General features: G+C 59.2%; 16 protein-coding genes. 6 read left to right on the top strand and 10 right to left on the bottom strand.

The window, feature by feature from the left end; genetic code table 11:
• Window position 1: 1 nt before the first annotated feature.
• The 7 genes from fae to BR48_RS0119630 form a co-directional block, all read right to left on the bottom strand.
• Window positions 2–508 carry a formaldehyde-activating enzyme gene (gene fae, locus BR48_RS0119660; protein ID WP_027232877.1) on the bottom strand — a complete coding sequence of 169 codons (507 nt, stop codon included), beginning with the start codon at window positions 506–508 and terminating at the stop codon, window positions 2–4.
• Between the two features lie 166 nt (window positions 509–674).
• Window positions 675–1,526 (bottom strand): triphosphoribosyl-dephospho-CoA synthase, encoded by an 852-nt coding sequence (locus BR48_RS0119655; protein ID WP_027232876.1) that lies wholly within the window; start codon window positions 1,524–1,526, stop codon window positions 675–677.
• Window positions 1,523–2,437, bottom strand: a complete 915-nt coding sequence (locus BR48_RS0119650; RefSeq protein WP_027232875.1) for a RimK family alpha-L-glutamate ligase — start codon at window positions 2,435–2,437, stop codon at window positions 1,523–1,525. Before BR48_RS0119650 ends, BR48_RS0119655 begins: the two co-directional genes overlap by 4 nt.
• Window positions 2,438–2,448: 11 nt before the next feature.
• Window positions 2,449–3,408 carry a methenyltetrahydromethanopterin cyclohydrolase gene (gene mch, locus BR48_RS0119645; RefSeq protein ID WP_027232874.1) on the bottom strand — a complete coding sequence of 320 codons (960 nt, stop codon included), beginning with the start codon at window positions 3,406–3,408 and terminating at the stop codon, window positions 2,449–2,451.
• On the bottom strand, window positions 3,405–4,586 hold the full coding sequence (locus BR48_RS0119640; protein WP_027232873.1) for an ATP-grasp domain-containing protein: 1,182 nt from the start codon (window positions 4,584–4,586) through the stop codon (window positions 3,405–3,407). The genes mch and BR48_RS0119640 overlap by 4 nt, the downstream gene beginning before the upstream one ends.
• The gene (locus tag BR48_RS0119635; protein ID WP_027232872.1) at window positions 4,564–5,460 is read right to left on the bottom strand and encodes an NAD(P)-dependent methylenetetrahydromethanopterin dehydrogenase; all 897 of its coding nucleotides are present in this window, start codon (window positions 5,458–5,460) and stop codon (window positions 4,564–4,566) included. Before BR48_RS0119635 ends, BR48_RS0119640 begins: the two co-directional genes overlap by 23 nt.
• 36 nt (window positions 5,461–5,496) lie before the next feature.
• Complete coding sequence (locus BR48_RS0119630) at window positions 5,497–6,462, bottom strand: beta-ribofuranosylaminobenzene 5'-phosphate synthase family protein (RefSeq protein WP_027232871.1); 966 nt, start codon at window positions 6,460–6,462, stop codon at window positions 5,497–5,499.
• Window positions 6,463–6,565: 103 nt separating this feature from the next.
• Here BR48_RS0119630 and BR48_RS0119620 point away from each other — a divergent pair, with 103 nt between their 5' ends.
• The 5 genes from BR48_RS0119620 to BR48_RS0119600 all read left to right on the top strand — a co-directional run bounded on the left by BR48_RS0119620 (window position 6,566) and on the right by BR48_RS0119600 (window position 11,466).
• Window positions 6,566–6,955, top strand: coding sequence for a 4a-hydroxytetrahydrobiopterin dehydratase (locus tag BR48_RS0119620; RefSeq protein ID WP_027232870.1), 390 nt, complete (start codon window positions 6,566–6,568; stop codon window positions 6,953–6,955).
• An 83-nt stretch (window positions 6,956–7,038) separates the two neighbouring features.
• Window positions 7,039–8,130 (top strand): hypothetical protein, encoded by a 1,092-nt coding sequence (locus tag BR48_RS25050; protein WP_081815968.1) that lies wholly within the window; start codon window positions 7,039–7,041, stop codon window positions 8,128–8,130.
• Window positions 8,124–9,758, top strand: a complete 1,635-nt coding sequence (locus BR48_RS0119610; RefSeq protein WP_027232869.1) for a formylmethanofuran dehydrogenase subunit A — start codon at window positions 8,124–8,126, stop codon at window positions 9,756–9,758. The genes BR48_RS25050 and BR48_RS0119610 overlap by 7 nt, the downstream gene beginning before the upstream one ends.
• Window positions 9,746–10,654, top strand: a complete 909-nt coding sequence (fhcD, locus tag BR48_RS0119605) for a formylmethanofuran--tetrahydromethanopterin N-formyltransferase (protein WP_027232868.1) — start codon at window positions 9,746–9,748, stop codon at window positions 10,652–10,654. The genes BR48_RS0119610 and fhcD overlap by 13 nt, the downstream gene beginning before the upstream one ends.
• Entirely contained in the window at window positions 10,651–11,466 is an 816-nt protein-coding gene (locus BR48_RS0119600; protein ID WP_027232867.1) for a formylmethanofuran dehydrogenase subunit C, read from the top strand. The genes fhcD and BR48_RS0119600 overlap by 4 nt, the downstream gene beginning before the upstream one ends.
• A 13-nt stretch (window positions 11,467–11,479) precedes the next feature.
• Here the strand turns inward: BR48_RS0119600 and BR48_RS0119595 are convergent, their stop codons facing one another.
• Genes BR48_RS0119595 through BR48_RS0119580 form a run of 3 tightly spaced genes read right to left on the bottom strand, consistent with a single transcriptional unit; the run spans window position 11,480 to window position 13,944 of the window.
• On the bottom strand, window positions 11,480–12,181 hold the full coding sequence (locus BR48_RS0119595; protein WP_027232866.1) for a hypothetical protein: 702 nt from the start codon (window positions 12,179–12,181) through the stop codon (window positions 11,480–11,482).
• A gap of 4 nt (window positions 12,182–12,185) precedes the next feature.
• Window positions 12,186–13,124 (bottom strand): hypothetical protein, encoded by a 939-nt coding sequence (locus tag BR48_RS25580; RefSeq protein ID WP_051615248.1) that lies wholly within the window; start codon window positions 13,122–13,124, stop codon window positions 12,186–12,188.
• A gap of 1 nt (window position 13,125) precedes the next feature.
• Window positions 13,126–13,944 carry a hypothetical protein gene (locus BR48_RS0119580; RefSeq protein ID WP_027232864.1) on the bottom strand — a complete coding sequence of 273 codons (819 nt, stop codon included), beginning with the start codon at window positions 13,942–13,944 and terminating at the stop codon, window positions 13,126–13,128.
• A 445-nt stretch (window positions 13,945–14,389) separates the two neighbouring features.
• Here BR48_RS0119580 and BR48_RS0119575 point away from each other — a divergent pair, with 445 nt between their 5' ends.
• Window positions 14,390–15,490 carry a helix-turn-helix transcriptional regulator gene (locus tag BR48_RS0119575; protein WP_051615245.1) on the top strand — a complete coding sequence of 367 codons (1,101 nt, stop codon included), beginning with the start codon at window positions 14,390–14,392 and terminating at the stop codon, window positions 15,488–15,490.
• The last annotated feature ends 182 nt before the right edge of the window (window positions 15,491–15,672 follow it).

Below are 15,672 nucleotides of genomic sequence, written 5' to 3'. Positions count from 1 at the left end.
TCTATGCGCTGAAGGGGTGCTTCACGGAATCGCGCTGGGCGGTTGCTTCCGCGGCCGTCGGCTTGCCCGTTACTGCGCGTTGGATTGCTTCCTTCGTGGCGCGATAGTTGTAGTCCTGGATCTTCGCGTCGCTCTCTGCTTCCCAATGGATGAAAACGCCAACGCAGATGAAGATATCGTCGGCTTCGTCCGCAGGAATCGTTCCGTCGGCAACACTATCCTGAACCGCCTTGGCAACAGCATGCTGTGCCGGTCCGAACATCTGGACGGCCTGCTTGGCGCCCTTGATGGTAACCTTGTTGAACAGGATCGTATTGGGTTTGCATGCGAGGTTCGGAGCAATGACGGCAAGTAGGGAGGTGAACCCATCCTTGTTGTTCGTCAACGCATTGCAGAATGCCGTCTCAACGGCACTGCCACGCGGCCCGATCAGAAGATCGATATGCGCAACTTCATTTCCGTCGCCAACCAGCGACTCGCCAACCATAACTTTATTGATTTTCGCCACAGCCTATTTCCTCCCTATAGCGGTCCCAAATGGTTCGTCCAAAGATGCCGCACCTCGAGACACGACGCTCGATGGACAGCTATCCTTGTTCGCAGCACCCTTGAGTTGGGGGTCGGTTGGCCAGATAGCAGCGGATGAAATCCACTAACGAAATTCAACCATTTACCTAGGGAATATGCAAGACCAAGTTGAGTTGTAGCGCAAAAAGGGTTGCAACGGTGAGGTCGGCGGACGTGCCCGGGTTGATGCCATCATGCTTGAGCTCGGCATCGAAGGCGAGGAGCAGCTTTTCCCGTTCAGTGCCGTCCTTAAGAGCGTGTACACGCTCCAGTATATGCGCTGCCTTCTTGCGTGTTGCTTCAGCGCGCGCCGCACCGAACTTGCGAGCGATGTGGCTGTCGGCAAAGGCCGACAGGTAATGGAGATAGACGAAAACGACGGGCCACATCTGCTCCTCGCCCGCTTGGACAGCGGCAGCGTGCGCGGCGAATCCGCCGCTGAAGATATCAGCAAAGCCGGTGGCATATTGCCGGGCAATCATGTCACGGTCGGCGGCTTCGCGCATCGCTTCGAGAAGCGTGACTGCGGGTTCTTCTGCCACGTCATGCCTGGTGGCGGAGCCGAGCCCGCCGGGCTGCGCAAGGACGATCGCGGCGAACGCATTGCGCGCGTCATCGATGTCGAGCGCCGCAAGCACGGCATCAAGGTTCGCGCGCAGGTCGGCGCCGCCGCGCTCCGCAGCCTGTGCCAGCGGCGCGCAAAGGAGAACGATGCCGAGATTGGTGTTGGTTTCGACCTTCTGCCGCGTAGCCCTGATCGCGGCAAGGATGCGCGCACCAATGGCAAGTTCAGGGTCCGCAATCGGCGTAGCCGAAGCCTGCGCGCTTTCGAAGAACTGTGCGGCGCTCATCTTGTGGCCGTCAGCAAATCGATGCACGTTTCCCGGTTTGAGCGCGTCGATCTCGTGATCACAGGCATCGATATAGGCACGCCTTATCTGCTCCCGTGTCGGTTTCACGCTGCAGGCCTTTCATCGAGTGCAGGAGCGATGCGGGCGGCGAGGGCACTGGCGATACGATCGGCAATGCGCACCGGCACGACCGATTGCAAGCCGGTCCAGGCGGGCATGCTGTTGACCTCAAGGACTAGAAGGCGGCCATCGGCGGCAGGCACGATATCGATGCCGGCAAAGTCCGTGCCGATGGCTGCAGACGCGGCGAGCGCCAGACCTTCGAGCAGCGGGCGCACGGTACCGATGACGCGTTCGGCCTTGGCGCCCTTGGCCATGTTGGTGATCCAGCCGTCGGCGCGGCGCGCCATCATGCCCAGCACCTCACCCGCGCACGTAAAAACCCGGTAGTCGCAGAAGGGCGGTCCCGAATGCGCAACGTAACGCTGCAGGTAATAGATGTCGTCGACTTCCTCGGGCTGGGGGAGGTCATCGACGCTCCTGATCAGGCGAAGGCCCTTGCCCTGCGATCCAAATAGCGGTTTCAGCACCAGGGGGCCGTGCCCAAGCTCGCGCTCGGCAACGTCGCGCGCGTTGGCGAGGTTCTCGACGGCAAAAGTCTGCGGCGTCGGCAGACCGGCATGCGCCAACAGAAAGGTGGTCGTCGATTTGTCGACGCAGCGCTCGATGGCCTTGGCCGAGTTCCACACCGGAACGCCCATTTGCGCGAAGGCATGCAAAATGCCGAGCCTTCGGGTAATCGCCTCGAACGATCCTGATGATATCGAACGCACGATGACACCCGCTGGCAAAGCGCCGTTCAATCCCGGGATCGCAAGTCCCGATGAGAAACGGGTATCGAAAGCGATATCGGCAAGGTGCAAGGTGAGGATATTGAAGCCGAGACGCTCAAGCGAAGCCTGTAATTGTCTGACCTGCCGATCGGCCCGGTCGGATAGGATCAGTATCGTATCTGGCATTTACGGTCGTCTCACCCCAAGGATTGCTCGAGCATTTCATCATCGCGGCTGCCGCTGCGAAACGTATCGCCGGTTTCGATTGCGGTTACAATCACCTCGGCAGGGCTGAAGAGATGCGGATCGATTGCGTAGAAGTCGCCTTTGAATGCCTTGAATATGTCGGCGAACGGCCGTCCATGGTCGCGTGAACGGTGGCTCGGCAGCTGTTCGGCAAGGTCGCGGGCCGCTTGCGAACTGCCACGCACATAAAGCTGGACGATGCCGCCGTAGATAATGGCGTCGTTGGTTCGGCCCATGGCCTTCAGAAAGTCCGGATGCGGGGCAGGTATTGGAGCCCGTCCCGCGCCGTCGACAATGGCATCAAGCGGAAAGTTGAGATCGTGCGCCTTGTGGAGCGCGACTTCGAGGACCCGCCCGACGATCTGCATCGAACCGGTGAGGCTCTGCGTCGGCGCATAGATGAAGGTCAATTGCGATGGGTCGAGCTTCGTCGCCTTCGCTACTTTTTCGACGATTTCCGCCGGGGGTGGCGTCGCTGCTTCAAGCATCACCACGGAAGACTGCGCCTCGAGCTCGCGATAGGGAATATCCTTGAATAACGGCTCGACTCGAGCGAGAGCCCGCACCGGTCCCGATCCCATGGCGAAGTATTTTTCGTGCGACAGATTCCACCCGGCGTACTGACTGGCAAGGCAGGCAAGGACCGGCTGCGAAGAACGCACGTCCACTGTGTATGGCCATTTGCCAAAACTGCGATCGAGGCTGGCCGAGACGGTGGCAAGCCCGCCCATGCAGATTTCGACAATGCGCAGGCCGGCTTCTATGCCGCCGCGAGCCTTGGCCCCGGCGTCGATCAAGTGTTCGCCGAGACTGCCGCGACCATGGCTTATCCCGAGCCGATCGGCGTCCTCGATCATCGCGTCAGCGAGGCGCTGCGCATTCCTGTTCAGATAGGCATGACCGTCCCTCATGCGAAATCCTCCTCCCAATTGATCGCCAACGTCCTGACGCGGTGCCTCACTGCGCGCTCGGCTGCTGCTGCCGAGGACGCCGAGGCAAACACGGTGCAGACCGGATCCCCCGCACTGAGTGGAGTTCCGGATGTCTGGTGATCGGCTGTCATCGCCGGCCAGTCGACCGGCGGAAAGGCCCTGATTGGCCTATTGGTGTAAGCGATGGCCGATGCGGCCGAGCCACGATAGGCAGGAACCGAAATTGAAGCGCCCGCAACTGCGCGCAAATGTTCACGCAGCAGCGGCGTCCCGTCGCTGTCGAAAATGTCGAGTGTTGCCCCCGGGCGGGGATTGATTTCGATAAGACTGAGACCGTTTGCAGCCTCGATGAAATCGGCGCTGCACAGACCGACAAGGCCGGCGCGCTGCGTCAGGGCGGAGAGCCAAGCCTCAATTTGTAAAGCCTTGCCACGGTCGTAGCGGCGCAGCCGAACCGCGCCGCCATAGCGAAACGGCGCACCGGGATGCGGCGATGGCCACTGCCGACTGAAGCCGACAATATGCGCCGTCGTTGCATCTGCAAGGAACAGCGCTGAAAGGTTTTTGCCTTCGACGAAGCGCTGGAAATAGTGTCCCGTTTGCGGGCTATTATGTTCGAAACGGCTCCCCTCCGTCACCGATAGGGGGGGCTGGATGGCACTATGCCCATTCAAACGTTTGACATGTGAGCCGCCTGCTCCCCCGCCTAGTTTTGTCAGCCAGCCCGTTGCTTCCAAGGGATTGTCGAAGCGAATCTCCGGATGTGGGATGGAAAACTCATGGCAGAGGCTTGCGAGGCTGGCGGGTTCTTTCATCAGCCGAACAGTGCCTGCCGCATTGCCGCCAAGCGAAAACCTCTTGGCGATTGCTTCCAGCATTTCGGGTCGGCGCTCGAACCCCGATCCGTACACCAGCGCGACTGGTTGGGCCTCACCGGCAAGTCCGGCAAGCGTCTCGACGATTGCATGCGGATCTATACCGGCCTCAAGGCTGCCGTGAAGCTTGACGGCCCGTTCAGCAAGCTTGAGCGTATCGGCATCGTTGAAAAGATCGGCAACCAGTGGCCGCAGACCGGCGCGCCGAGCGGCGGCCGCCAGCGAGCGCCCGGATATCGCGGCGATCAGGATCGCGGCATTATTTGGCAAGTTCGCGAGCAAGTGTGAAAGCGTCCCGGAAATCATAGACGACCGGCTTCTTGGCCTTGATCATCTGTTCGAACAAACCAGCCTGCGTCTTGTATTTGACGTTGCCGATGGAGAGTGGACCAATGCCGACAGCCTGTGTCGCATCGAGCGGTTCGCCGTTGGCATTGACCTTGAGCCCTTCAATGCCGGCCGGAGGTACCGCGTTGACGTCGGCGGCGACGAGCAGCCCGCCTGCCGATCCGAGTTGCGCCTTTGACAGGACCTGCACGCCGGCCTTGGCGGCGGCGAGCACCACCTCTGTTGCGCGCACGATGGCGGCTTTGTACGCATCGGTCGAGCCGTCTGCAGGCTCGACCACGACGCCGAAACGCTCCTTGATCGACGCTGCGATATCCGTCACGCGATCAATGCCGTCATGGCCAACGATGGTAACGTTGGCGCCTTCGCTGGCGGCGATCACCGCCGTGCAATAGCCAACGACCCCGGTTGCGCCAAACACGGCGACAGCCGTTCCGGCAAGGCCGCGATCATGGTGTTTGATAAGGGCCTTTTCCACCTTGGCGACCATGGCAGCGGCAGTGGTGAACGATCCTGCCGGATCGGCAAATACCGAGACCTCGAACGGCGGAACCATGGCTTTTTTTGCTGCACCCAGCATGTCAAGCGCGAGCGGCGCATCCTTGCCGGCGATGAAGATGCCGGTTGCGACGCCGGCATCGGGCGGGCGGGAAAAAATCGCATCCTGAACAAGGTTGCCGATATCGGCGAGGCCGACTTCCGTATAGGGAATTGCCGCATCGAAACCGGCATCGAGCGCCATGTTCACATCGAACGGGCTCATGTGCCGGAGTGGCGTCAACATGTGAAGGATCGTCTTGCGGCTCATCGTGCCCGCTCCTTTCTGGCTGTGGCGCCCATGATTTCAAGCTCTGGCGAGATTGAGGGCGCTGTGCGTGATCTCCGCGCCCGCGTTCCGGCCCGCAACGATCTGGATCGTCGTGCCGGGAGCGCGGCCGCCAATGGCGCTGACGATACGTTCCGCCTCGGCTTGCGTCTGTGCAAAGGCAAATCCGGTCGGACCCCAGGAACTTTGCCCAATGCCAAGGGCGCCCGCGTCGGCGAGCCGGTGCAATGTCGCCTCGACCTTGCGACTCGTGAAAACGCCCCCTTGGGCCGGCGCGAAATAGCTGCCGATTTCAGTCTGGATGGACGCAATCCCGCGCGCGAAGGCAGCAAGGTCGCGCTCGACCAGTGACGGCATGATCCCCAAGAGTACGGTGCGTGCGATCGAAGCGGATGTCGCGACAGGAAACAGAGGAAGCGCGCGGAAAGCAGCGATCTCGGCCTCGCCGTGGATGCCATGTGCAGCATTGTCGAAGACGAGAATGATGCGCCAGGCGTCGGGAAATGCGAAACGGGCAACAACTGTCGGTGCCCGGTTGGTATCGCCTTTCCCAGCGTCGATGATGACGCCGCCTTCCTCGAACGCCGCAATCCCGATGCCCGATCGCGATCCGCGCTTCAAGAGCACGGCATCGTTGGCTGGCTCAAGCGGTAGTCCGTGGAGAGTGCGCAATGCGGCTGAAACGGCGAGGGCAATCTGCGTACCGGAGCCAAGACCGATGTGGCGGGGGATCGCATGTTGGATGCTGATCCTGTGGTGCGCCTTGATGCCGAGATATGTGCAGAGCGTTTCCAGGTGCTGGGTGATACGCGCCTGTTCGTCGCCGGCCACATGCGTCTCGGCGCTACGTGCAATCGTCAATGTCGTCGCAATGTCTTCGACGGGCAGGCCAATGCTGCCGAAGCGATCGTCCCGCGAGCGGGGAATATCGAGAAAACCAAGATGCAGGCGGGCCGGGACTTTGATAGTGACGGAATCCGACATTTGCTTATTCTTTACATAATCTCAAAAATCGGGCCCACCGCTATGATATCGTCTTTCGAATTCGGCGCAAGCGCGATGCGCGACGAAATAGGGAGGAATGCCAATGACCGATGAACCGAAAATCAAGGAACGCGTCTATTCCGAAAGCGAAATCGTCGCAAAGCTCAAGGAAGAACTGCCTCACTGGCGCTACGAGAACGGTTGGATTCGCCGCAAATACAAAACGCATAGCTGGAAGTCGACATTGATGGTCATCAACACGATCGGTCATCTCGCGGAGGCCGCATGGCACCATCCGGATCTTAAGGCGTCCTATGCCTGGGTCGAGGTCCTGCTCCAGAATCACGCGGCCAAAGGCATTACCGACAAGGACTTCGAACTCGCCAAGAAGATCGAAGGTGTGGTCCAGTGGCAACCCGGCAAGGAGACGGGATCGCTGGAAGGAACGCCGCAAACAGACCAGCGCTTTGCCTATGTAAAATACGACGATTGACCGCGTGATTTTTGCCTGGCGTCAGGGTTCACAATCGAAAAAGAAGTAGCTAAGTTAATCTTGGCACCAGAAAGATGCGGAATATGTCGGTTGCATGGATTGGCAGCCAGCCGGTATCCTTGATGGATGCGATACAGAACGTTGCAAAGCTTCTGGTATCAAGCCGCTGTCCAGTATTCACCATAGATGCGGATGTGCATGGTACGCGCAGTGCGATCGCACTCGCGGAAAGGGTAGGCGGCGCCTTTGATCATATTCATGGCGACATGCTCGCAAGGGAAGTGGCGCTGTTCGCCGATCAAGGCGCCATGATCACAACGCCGGGTGAGACGCGGCGCCGTTCCAGCCTCGTCGTTCTCGTCGGTGACATTCCCGTTGCCCATCATGAACTCCTCCTCCATCTGGCAGGATCCAATCCTGATCTCGGCGATCGCAACAAGCGGGTCTGGTTTCATGTCGAGGGCGCATTGGAGCCCCCCTCAGACGCGTGTCGCCTCCATCGCAAGCTCAGATCCGTTGCGATCGGTGGGGAGGGTCTCGGGCTTGCGGGCGTGCTCGCTGCCCTGCGCGCGGATTTGCTGGGGCGAAATCAGACTGGTTCGCTGGCAAATGTAGATCGTCTGAAGAGCGCGCTCGGCAAGAGCCGGTTTCCGGTTTTTGTCTTTTCCGGCACTATGAATTCGCCGGACCTTGCCATGCTCCAGGGACTGGTGGCCGACCTCAACAAGCAAGGTCGCGCCAGCAGTCTGTTTCTTCCCACGGACGATGATGCCTGGGGTACCGCCCTCACATCACTGTGGATGACCGGTTTTCCGCCCCGTACAGGATTTTCCGATAGCCTCCCAAGCTATGACCCCGTGCGATGGGACACCCAGCGTATGGTTCGCGACAAGGAAGCGGACCTTCACGTCTGGGTGTCCGCACGGGGAACAATGCCCCCGAAAGGCAGGATCGGGTTGGTCTCTTTGAGCCGGACGGAAAAGCGGACGGAAGGGGCTGCCGTGACGATATCGGTCGGCAGGGCGGGAGTCGATCATGACGGGGTTGCCTTCTCAAGCAGGATCGGCACGTTTCATTCGCTGACGGCTTCGGCACCGTCCGAATTGCCGAGCATAGCAAGCGTGCTGCAGCAGCTTGCGCTTGTTTATCCCGGGCGAATGGGTCTGCCATGCTGATCCGTCTCGTGGGGGGAGACGTGATAGATCCGGTCAATGGTACAAGTGGCCGCCGTGACCTGTGGATCAGGGACGGTGTTATCGTGGAAGCTCCCGAGGGCGGCGCAGCAGACGAAACGCACGATGTATCCGGTTGCATCGTCATGGCGGGCGCAATCGATATTCACTCGCATATCGGCGGCGGCAATGTGAATACCGCCCGGCTGCTGCTGCCCGAGCAACACGCGGCGCATCAACCACGCCCGGCACACACCCCGCTTTCCAATGCGGGCTGGTCGACCTATCAGACCGGTTGCCTCTACGCGCAGATGGGCTTTACCACGGTCGTGGAGCCGGCCATGGCCCCGAGCACCGCCCTTCACACGCATCTTGAGCTTGCCGACATACCCATCATCGACAAGGCGACGCTCGCCATTCTCGGTAATGACGACTTTACCCTTTCGCTGCTGCGCGATGAAAAATCGACGGCCATGCTCGACGATTATGTTGCCTGGATCGTCGCTTCTTCCCGTGCATTGGGTGTCAAGGTAATCAATGCCGGCGCGGCCGCTGCGTTCAAGGACAATGTGCGATCGTTTTCGTTCGACGACATCGTGCCGGAATATGGTTTGACCTCGCGCGGCATCGTCAAGGCGCTGCAGGCATCGGTCACGCGGCTCGGCATTCCGCATCCCTTGCATGTCCATTGCAACAATCTCGGCATAGCCGGAAGCGCCGACACGGCCGCGGCGACGATTGCCGCTACCGAAGGCACGCCCCTGCATCTGGCGCACCTGCAGTTCTACGGCTATGGGACGGAAGGCAAGCGCAAGTTCTCGTCCGAGGCCGCGCGGCTTGCGGAACTTGTCAACGGCAACCCCGACGTGACGATCGATATCGGCCAGGTGATGTTCGGCCAGACAGTGACGATTTCTTCTGACGTGATGCGTCAGTTCTCGGCACTCGGTAACGCTAATCCGAAGAAATCGGTCATTATCGACGGTGACGGCAATAGCGGTGGCGGCATTGTCCCCTATCGCTACAAGCACGACTACTATGGCTCGCTGCAGTGGGCGGTAGGGCTCGAGCTCTTTCTCCTCATTACAGATCCATGGCGCGTGTTCTTTACGACCGATCATCCCAACGGTGCGCCCTTTACCGCCTATCCGGAATTGTTTGAACTGCTGATGAGTGCCGAGGCGCGAGACGCCAAGGCGACCGAGCTCAATGCCGGAGCATTGGAGCTGACGACGCTGGCTTCGGTTCGGCGCGAATACACATTCGAGGAGATCGCCATCATGACGCGGGCCGCGCCGGCAAAGCTTCTTGGCCTCAAGGATCGGGGCCATCTCGCGGCGGGTGCGATCGCCGATATTGCCGTTTACAGGCGCGGCAAGGACATCGCGAAGATGTTCCGCGAAGCCGCGCTCGTCTTCAAGAACGGCGAGGTGGTCGTCAAGAACGGCAAGGTGACCAAATACCGTTGGGGCAAGGCGTTGCGGCTCAATCCGCCGGCGGACAAGGCCATGGTAAAACGCATGCGGGACTATCACGACGAGCGCTACGGCCTGTCGCTGGAGTGGTTCACCTTTGCTGATACCGCGATTGCCCGCGAAGAGCCGTTTGCGGAGGTTTCATGCAAGAGCTGAGCCGCAATGGGGTCGTTATCGACGATACATTTGCCGAGGCCTTCGGCATGCGGGCCACCGCAATCCTCATTACGGCGCCGACACTGAAGTGGGCTCGTCAGGCAGCGATCACCATGACCGGCTTTGCGACGTCCGTGATCGGCTGCGGATGTGAGGCCGCCATCGATATGGACTTGCCGGAGACCCAAACACCGGATGGCCGGCCGGGCTGCCGCGTCATGATCTTCGCAATGAGTACTGACGATCTGCAGAAACAGCTCAAGACCCGGCTCGGCCAATGTGTGCTGACCTCGCCGGGGAGCGCGTGTTTCGCCGCGCTCGACGGAACAGTGCGGCTCGACCTTGGCAATTCGCTGCGCTATTTCGGCGACGGCTGGCAAATCTCGAAGAAGTTCGGCGACCGCCACTACTGGCGCGTGCCGGTCATGGATGGCGAATTTCTGTGCGAAGCGACGACGGGCCTTACCAAGAATGCAGTCGGCGGCGGCAACCTGCTTTTCCTTGCGGCGGACAATGCCAAGGCGCTGCACGCCGCCGAGCGAGCGGTCGCCGCCATCGAAAAAGTGCCGGGTGCAATCATGCCGTTCCCAGGCGGTATCGTTCGGTCTGGCTCGAAAGTCGGCGGGAAATACAAGGGCATGATGGCTTCGACCAACGATGCTTTTGCGCCGACGCTGCGCGGCGTGGTGAATTCCTCACTCACGGCGGACGTCAACGCCGTTTTGGAGATCGTCATCGACGGCGAAACCAGCGATGCGGTTGCCGCAGCGATGCGCGCCGGACTGAAGGCGGCGATCGATCTTGGCCCGAAGCGCGGGGCGCTGCGGATCAGCGCTGGCAATTATGGCGGCAAGCTTGGCAAGTTTCACTATCATCTGAAGGACTTGTTGCCATGAAAGCCATGACCTTCACCCTGCTGTCCGAGCCCGAAGAGCGCCTTGATCTCTCCGTCCTTACGCCAACAGACATATCAGGGCTCTCGCTCGCACAGATTGAAAGGGTGCGCGTCGGTACAAGCCGCAAACCAGCCGTCGTCGGCGACCTTTTCAAATTGGCCGGAAAAGATGCCGAAAACCTCATCGTCGAGGGCGGAAGCGCCCGGTTCGACCGTGTCGGGGCCGGTATGGGTGCTGGCAGTCTGCGCGTTGTTGGAAATGTCGGGAGCCAGGCCGGCCGCAAGATGTCCGGGGGATCGCTGCTGATCGAAGGGAACGCTGGCGATCATTTGGGATCTGGCATGGCTGGTGGACGAATCGAACTTACGGGCAACGCCGGCAATCACGTCGCCGCACCGCTTGCCGGCGAGCTTGCAGGTATGGAAGGCGGTGTCCTTATTGTTCGGGGCAGGGTCGGCAATTACGCCGGCGACCGGCTGCGTCGTGGCACGGTCGCAATCGGCAAGGGCTGCGGCGATCATGCGGGCTATCGCATGATCGCAGGAACCATCGTGGTTACGGGCAAGGTCGGTGCAATGCCGGGCTACCTTATGAAGCGCGGCTCGTTGCTCTTTGACCGCCACCCCGAGGCACTGTCGCCGACCTTCATCCCTTGCGGGCGGCCGGATATCGCTTTTTCCGGCCTTTTCGACCGCTACCTCATCGCGGAAGGCATCCTCGACCGCCCCCTGCTTGGCAACAGGCCGGGGAAATATGCGGGCGACAATTCCGTGTCGGGCAAGGGCGAGATCCTGTATCGCAGCGCGCGCTAGCCTCCGGACGATACTATGAAGCCTTCCGCGCCGGCCGGGTTTCGACGATACGCGGCCGTTGAAAGCGGATGCGCCCCTTGTCAGGTTCAGCCTTACGCGCTTCCTTGCGGCTGATGACGATACGGGCATCGGTTTCGATGCGGAATACGAGCCCTTGCGTGGCGATCAGCTTGAAGTTCTCGGGGTCGAACTTTTTTCCGGCCGTCACCATGACAGGCTTGAGTTCGCTCAAGCGCTTCGCATCCCCCTTGCTGAACTCCACCGTGACGGAACCCTTCGCACTGCCGAGTTTGTTCTCGATGCCGTACCGGGTTGGCTCGAGCAGGGTTAGGGCAAAAATATCGCCTTTCGTCAGACGTGTGCTGTCAAAGCTCGCCTGCTTGCCTTCGCCAACATGTACCGACCATCCCGTGCCGGATGTCGTGTGAAAGACGACATAGCCCTTTGACGACACAGGTTGGCCGGCTTCCGTGCCGCAGCAACAGCCATCTTTCGAGCCTTGCTGGGTCTTGGCGAGATCAATGTCGAGTTGCATTGAGGTCGCATCGTCGCGAACCTCGAAACTGACATTTCCCATGTGCTTTCCGTCTTTGCGCACGGTTGCCGAATAGATCCCGGCGACCGTGAACTGATGGACAATGCTGGTGGTGAGCCCAAGCGCCCCGCTGTCAAAAACGGTAGCCTCGAACAATTGCCGGTTGAGGGTCGCTAACATCGTTTCATCCTATATCTGCTTCCAGAATCATCTCGACATCGTTGTTGAAGACGTTGAGTTTCCGGATCGGGACCTTGACGGGCATGAGCATGGAGGGACCGAAATTGTTCGGGTTGGTGGTTTCCGGCAGCAACGGGTAGGGATCTTCAATTGCCGTCAGCGGAGTTTTGTCACCGAAATAATCGATGATGAACTGGGCGACGATGTCGAGCAGTCCGAAGCTGACATTCAGAAGGTCCGAGATCCATTCCTGAATATCGTCAGGAATGTCGAGGATCGCCCGAACGAGATCGATGACCGGCCCGAGTATCCCCTTCACGATATCCCTCGCCCAGCCGGGAAGGAAAAAGAGAAGGTTGTCGACCGCTGCGTTGACCGCTGCCTCCAACAAGTCGCCGACGGTATCACCGACATCGATAGGGTCAATATCGACAATCGGATCATCGAAGAACAGGCGCCATTCGCTCGCCAGGGAAGGCACGGCGTCCTGGGCATCCCAAGCGTTCATCCCGGGTGGACGCGCCGGATTGTCAAAATGGCGCATGACAAGGCGCCCGGTCAGCGACACTTCCGAAACGAGACCGCCGAGCGGCAGCGTGATCGCGATATCGGGATCGTCGTCGAAGATGCAGATTTTCGGCAGGCGAAGGGCACAGCCGAATGGCGTCGGGATGATGCACCAGCCGCCAATGCAGATGCTCGGTATATCGATGCCGAGCGACAGGTCGAGCTTGTCCCATTTGATGTCGAGTTCGTCGATCTTGACCGTATTGTCGCCGCGAAGATCGACATTGCCGTTCTCAAGGTGGAAGGCGACGTCATAACTTGCTGTGAAAGGTCCAAAGTCGGCGCTGTCAGCGTCCGCAAAGGTGAAGTTGTCGCGGATGGCGTTGAAGAGGCGAACGAAGCTTGCTTCGGAAGCGGCAATGGTGAGGTTGGCCATTTCAGATCACCTCCAGGTTGATGAATGCCTTCAGCTGGTCGTCCTCGATCGCCGGATTGTTCGGAACCGCCGCCGAGATCGGCGTTGGCTTGACGACGACGCTCACGACGTTCTTGATGATTTCCAGCGGCGCCCGTTCGAGCAGGATGCGGAGTTTTGGGATGAGGCCGAGCTTCAGCATCATCTCCAAATAGCATTCCAGTATCGCTTCAAGTTCGTCGGGGCGTATATCGACAATCTCGATCCGGTCGAGAAACGGCTCCAGATAGGGCTTGCCGTTGTAGAAGCGGATCCGCACTCCGCCCACGGCGAAGACTTCCAGACAGAAGCACATCAGGCTGCGCACGGGCAGCGGTCGCGGCGGTACCGGATCCCGGCCCTTGTCATCGCGGTCGGGTTTGTCCTTGGGAGGATCAATTAGCCTGTCGACAGGGAAATCACGCGGGCAGCCAAGACCAAGGCATACCCCGAGCGCCATTGCGAAGCGTTGCGGCGCGAGCTTTCCGAGTTCCGGGGGTAAGGCAATCCCTTTGCCTGGGTGAAAGTCGATCTTGGCCTCGGTGACCTGAACGGCGAGTTCCATGGCGAAGTTGGTCCCCGGTATTTGCAGCGGGTCGATGCGCGTCATCATTGGATTGTTGCGTTGGGCAACGACAGGGTGCGCATCGATCTGCCGGCACAGCAGCCCAGGATTGGCAATGACGCCAAGCGAAGCATAATTGAACAATGACGGCCGCTGCCGGCGCACGTGTCCTATTACTGCATTGAACGCATCTTCATGAAACGAGGCGAAGATGTCGCAATTATCCGTAAATGCCATGTTGGTTCCCCCTCGAATGGCAGTCGCAGCAAAGCACAGGCGGCCGAATCGCTCTCCGCGAGATGAATGAAGATTATCTTGCGATGCTGCTAGAAGTCGTTGGCGGGACGGGACCGCCTTGCGCTGTGAAATAATCTGTGGAATATTTACAGCTGCAGGTTGAATATGGCATGTACGCTCGTTTGTCTCAAATAATACATCGTAGTGCGTTTGATCTATCAATGTTATGAGAAAATATACTGACAGTCGAACCAAATAATGGGCTAATCGGTAATCAGTTGGGGTTATATATTTAGCTAATCGGCTTTGTCCGTACGGAGTTCCCGCGGTCTTGGAGCAAGTTGGCGCATCGGAGCCATTGCTCCGATTATCTAGGGTTGCTGTGGAAAAATTCTCTCGCAGCGCTATACTCGCGCAAGATAAGACAGTTCAGCGGCAAAGTGGGATGAAGCACGACTTGAAGCTTATCGACGACGAGTTCATTGACCTCGTATATGCTTCCCTCCTGGGTGAAACCAGCTGGCAGCATTTTCTCGATCGGCTTGCGGCGACCCTTCCGGACGGCAAATCAACCCTCTTTTATCACGATCAGTACAAGGCAACTGGCGCCTTGTCATTAACCTCCGGAATGACCTCCAAGCAGGTCAACCAGTACGATACTTATTTCTGCCGCATCAATCCTTGGATGCCGAGGGCCGCGAACCGCAAGATCGGAATCGGTGTCACGGCGGAACAGATGCTGCCCTATGACCGGCTGGTGAAGACCGAGTTCTATAGCGACTTTCTTGTGCCGGCCGGCGCCGAATCGGCTGTGGGCGTTACGATCGTCCGCACTGAAGGGCGGTCTTTTCTTTTAAGCATTCTGACCAGCGAGCGAGAAACTGAGCGTACTGCCGAAGCGGCCGAATTGCTGACCCGACTGGCGCCGCATCTCAACAGGGTCTTCAAATATTATCAGAACCGTTCATTCAACAGGTTCAGCAAGGAAGCCCGGGGTCTTGCCTTCGACGCCATCGATGTCGGGCTGATTATCGTCGGCGACAGCTCCCGGATAAAGTCCGCCTCGGAGACCGCGCAGAAGATAATGGAGCAGGGAAACTGTGTGCGCACCTCCGCGCTGGGGAAACTGCACATCGCCTCCCACGATGCCGAAGCCATGTTGCAGAAGATGCTCGATCGCACGTCGCACGAACCGAAATATGCGAGTTTTCAGGTCGATGACGTCAAGGTGACGTTGATCCATGTTCAGAAGGACAGGTTCTCGTTCTTCTTCGAGGGGCCGACTGTCGTCGTGATTCTCGAGCCGCAACGCACGACGCCACGCGTATTCGACCTCGCGGAGTTCCGCGAAATGTACGCGCTTACCGGTGCGGAAGTCAGGGCCTTGAACGGGTTGATCGGCGGCCGGACTGCCGATGAAATCGCGGCCGAGGCGGGGCTCTCCCGAGAGACGATCAGGTCGCAAATCAAGAGCTTATATGCAAAGACCAATGCCGCAAACCAGGTCGAATTGATCCGGATGGTTGCAGGTCTGGAAGGCCTTTAAACTTCCTTTCAAACAAAAAATTTGCAGTTTTTTTTGTTTCACCCCGCAGGGTGAAGCGCTTTGCCGGAAAATCGACAACTATGAGCTTCCGTTAGACAATTCGCTCCCTGAAATATTCAGGCAAGTGAAGGAACGGACACCAAAGTGGAGTAAGCCGTGGCCGGCTGAAAAGTGCTCAAGAG

It is taken from the genome of Phyllobacterium sp. UNC302MFCol5.2 (genome assembly GCF_000686005.1).
Taxonomy (GTDB): domain Bacteria; phylum Pseudomonadota; class Alphaproteobacteria; order Rhizobiales; family Rhizobiaceae; genus Phyllobacterium; species Phyllobacterium pellucidum.
Note: the sequence above shows the minus strand (reverse complement) of the source record. Positions and strands in the feature narration are given on the sequence as shown.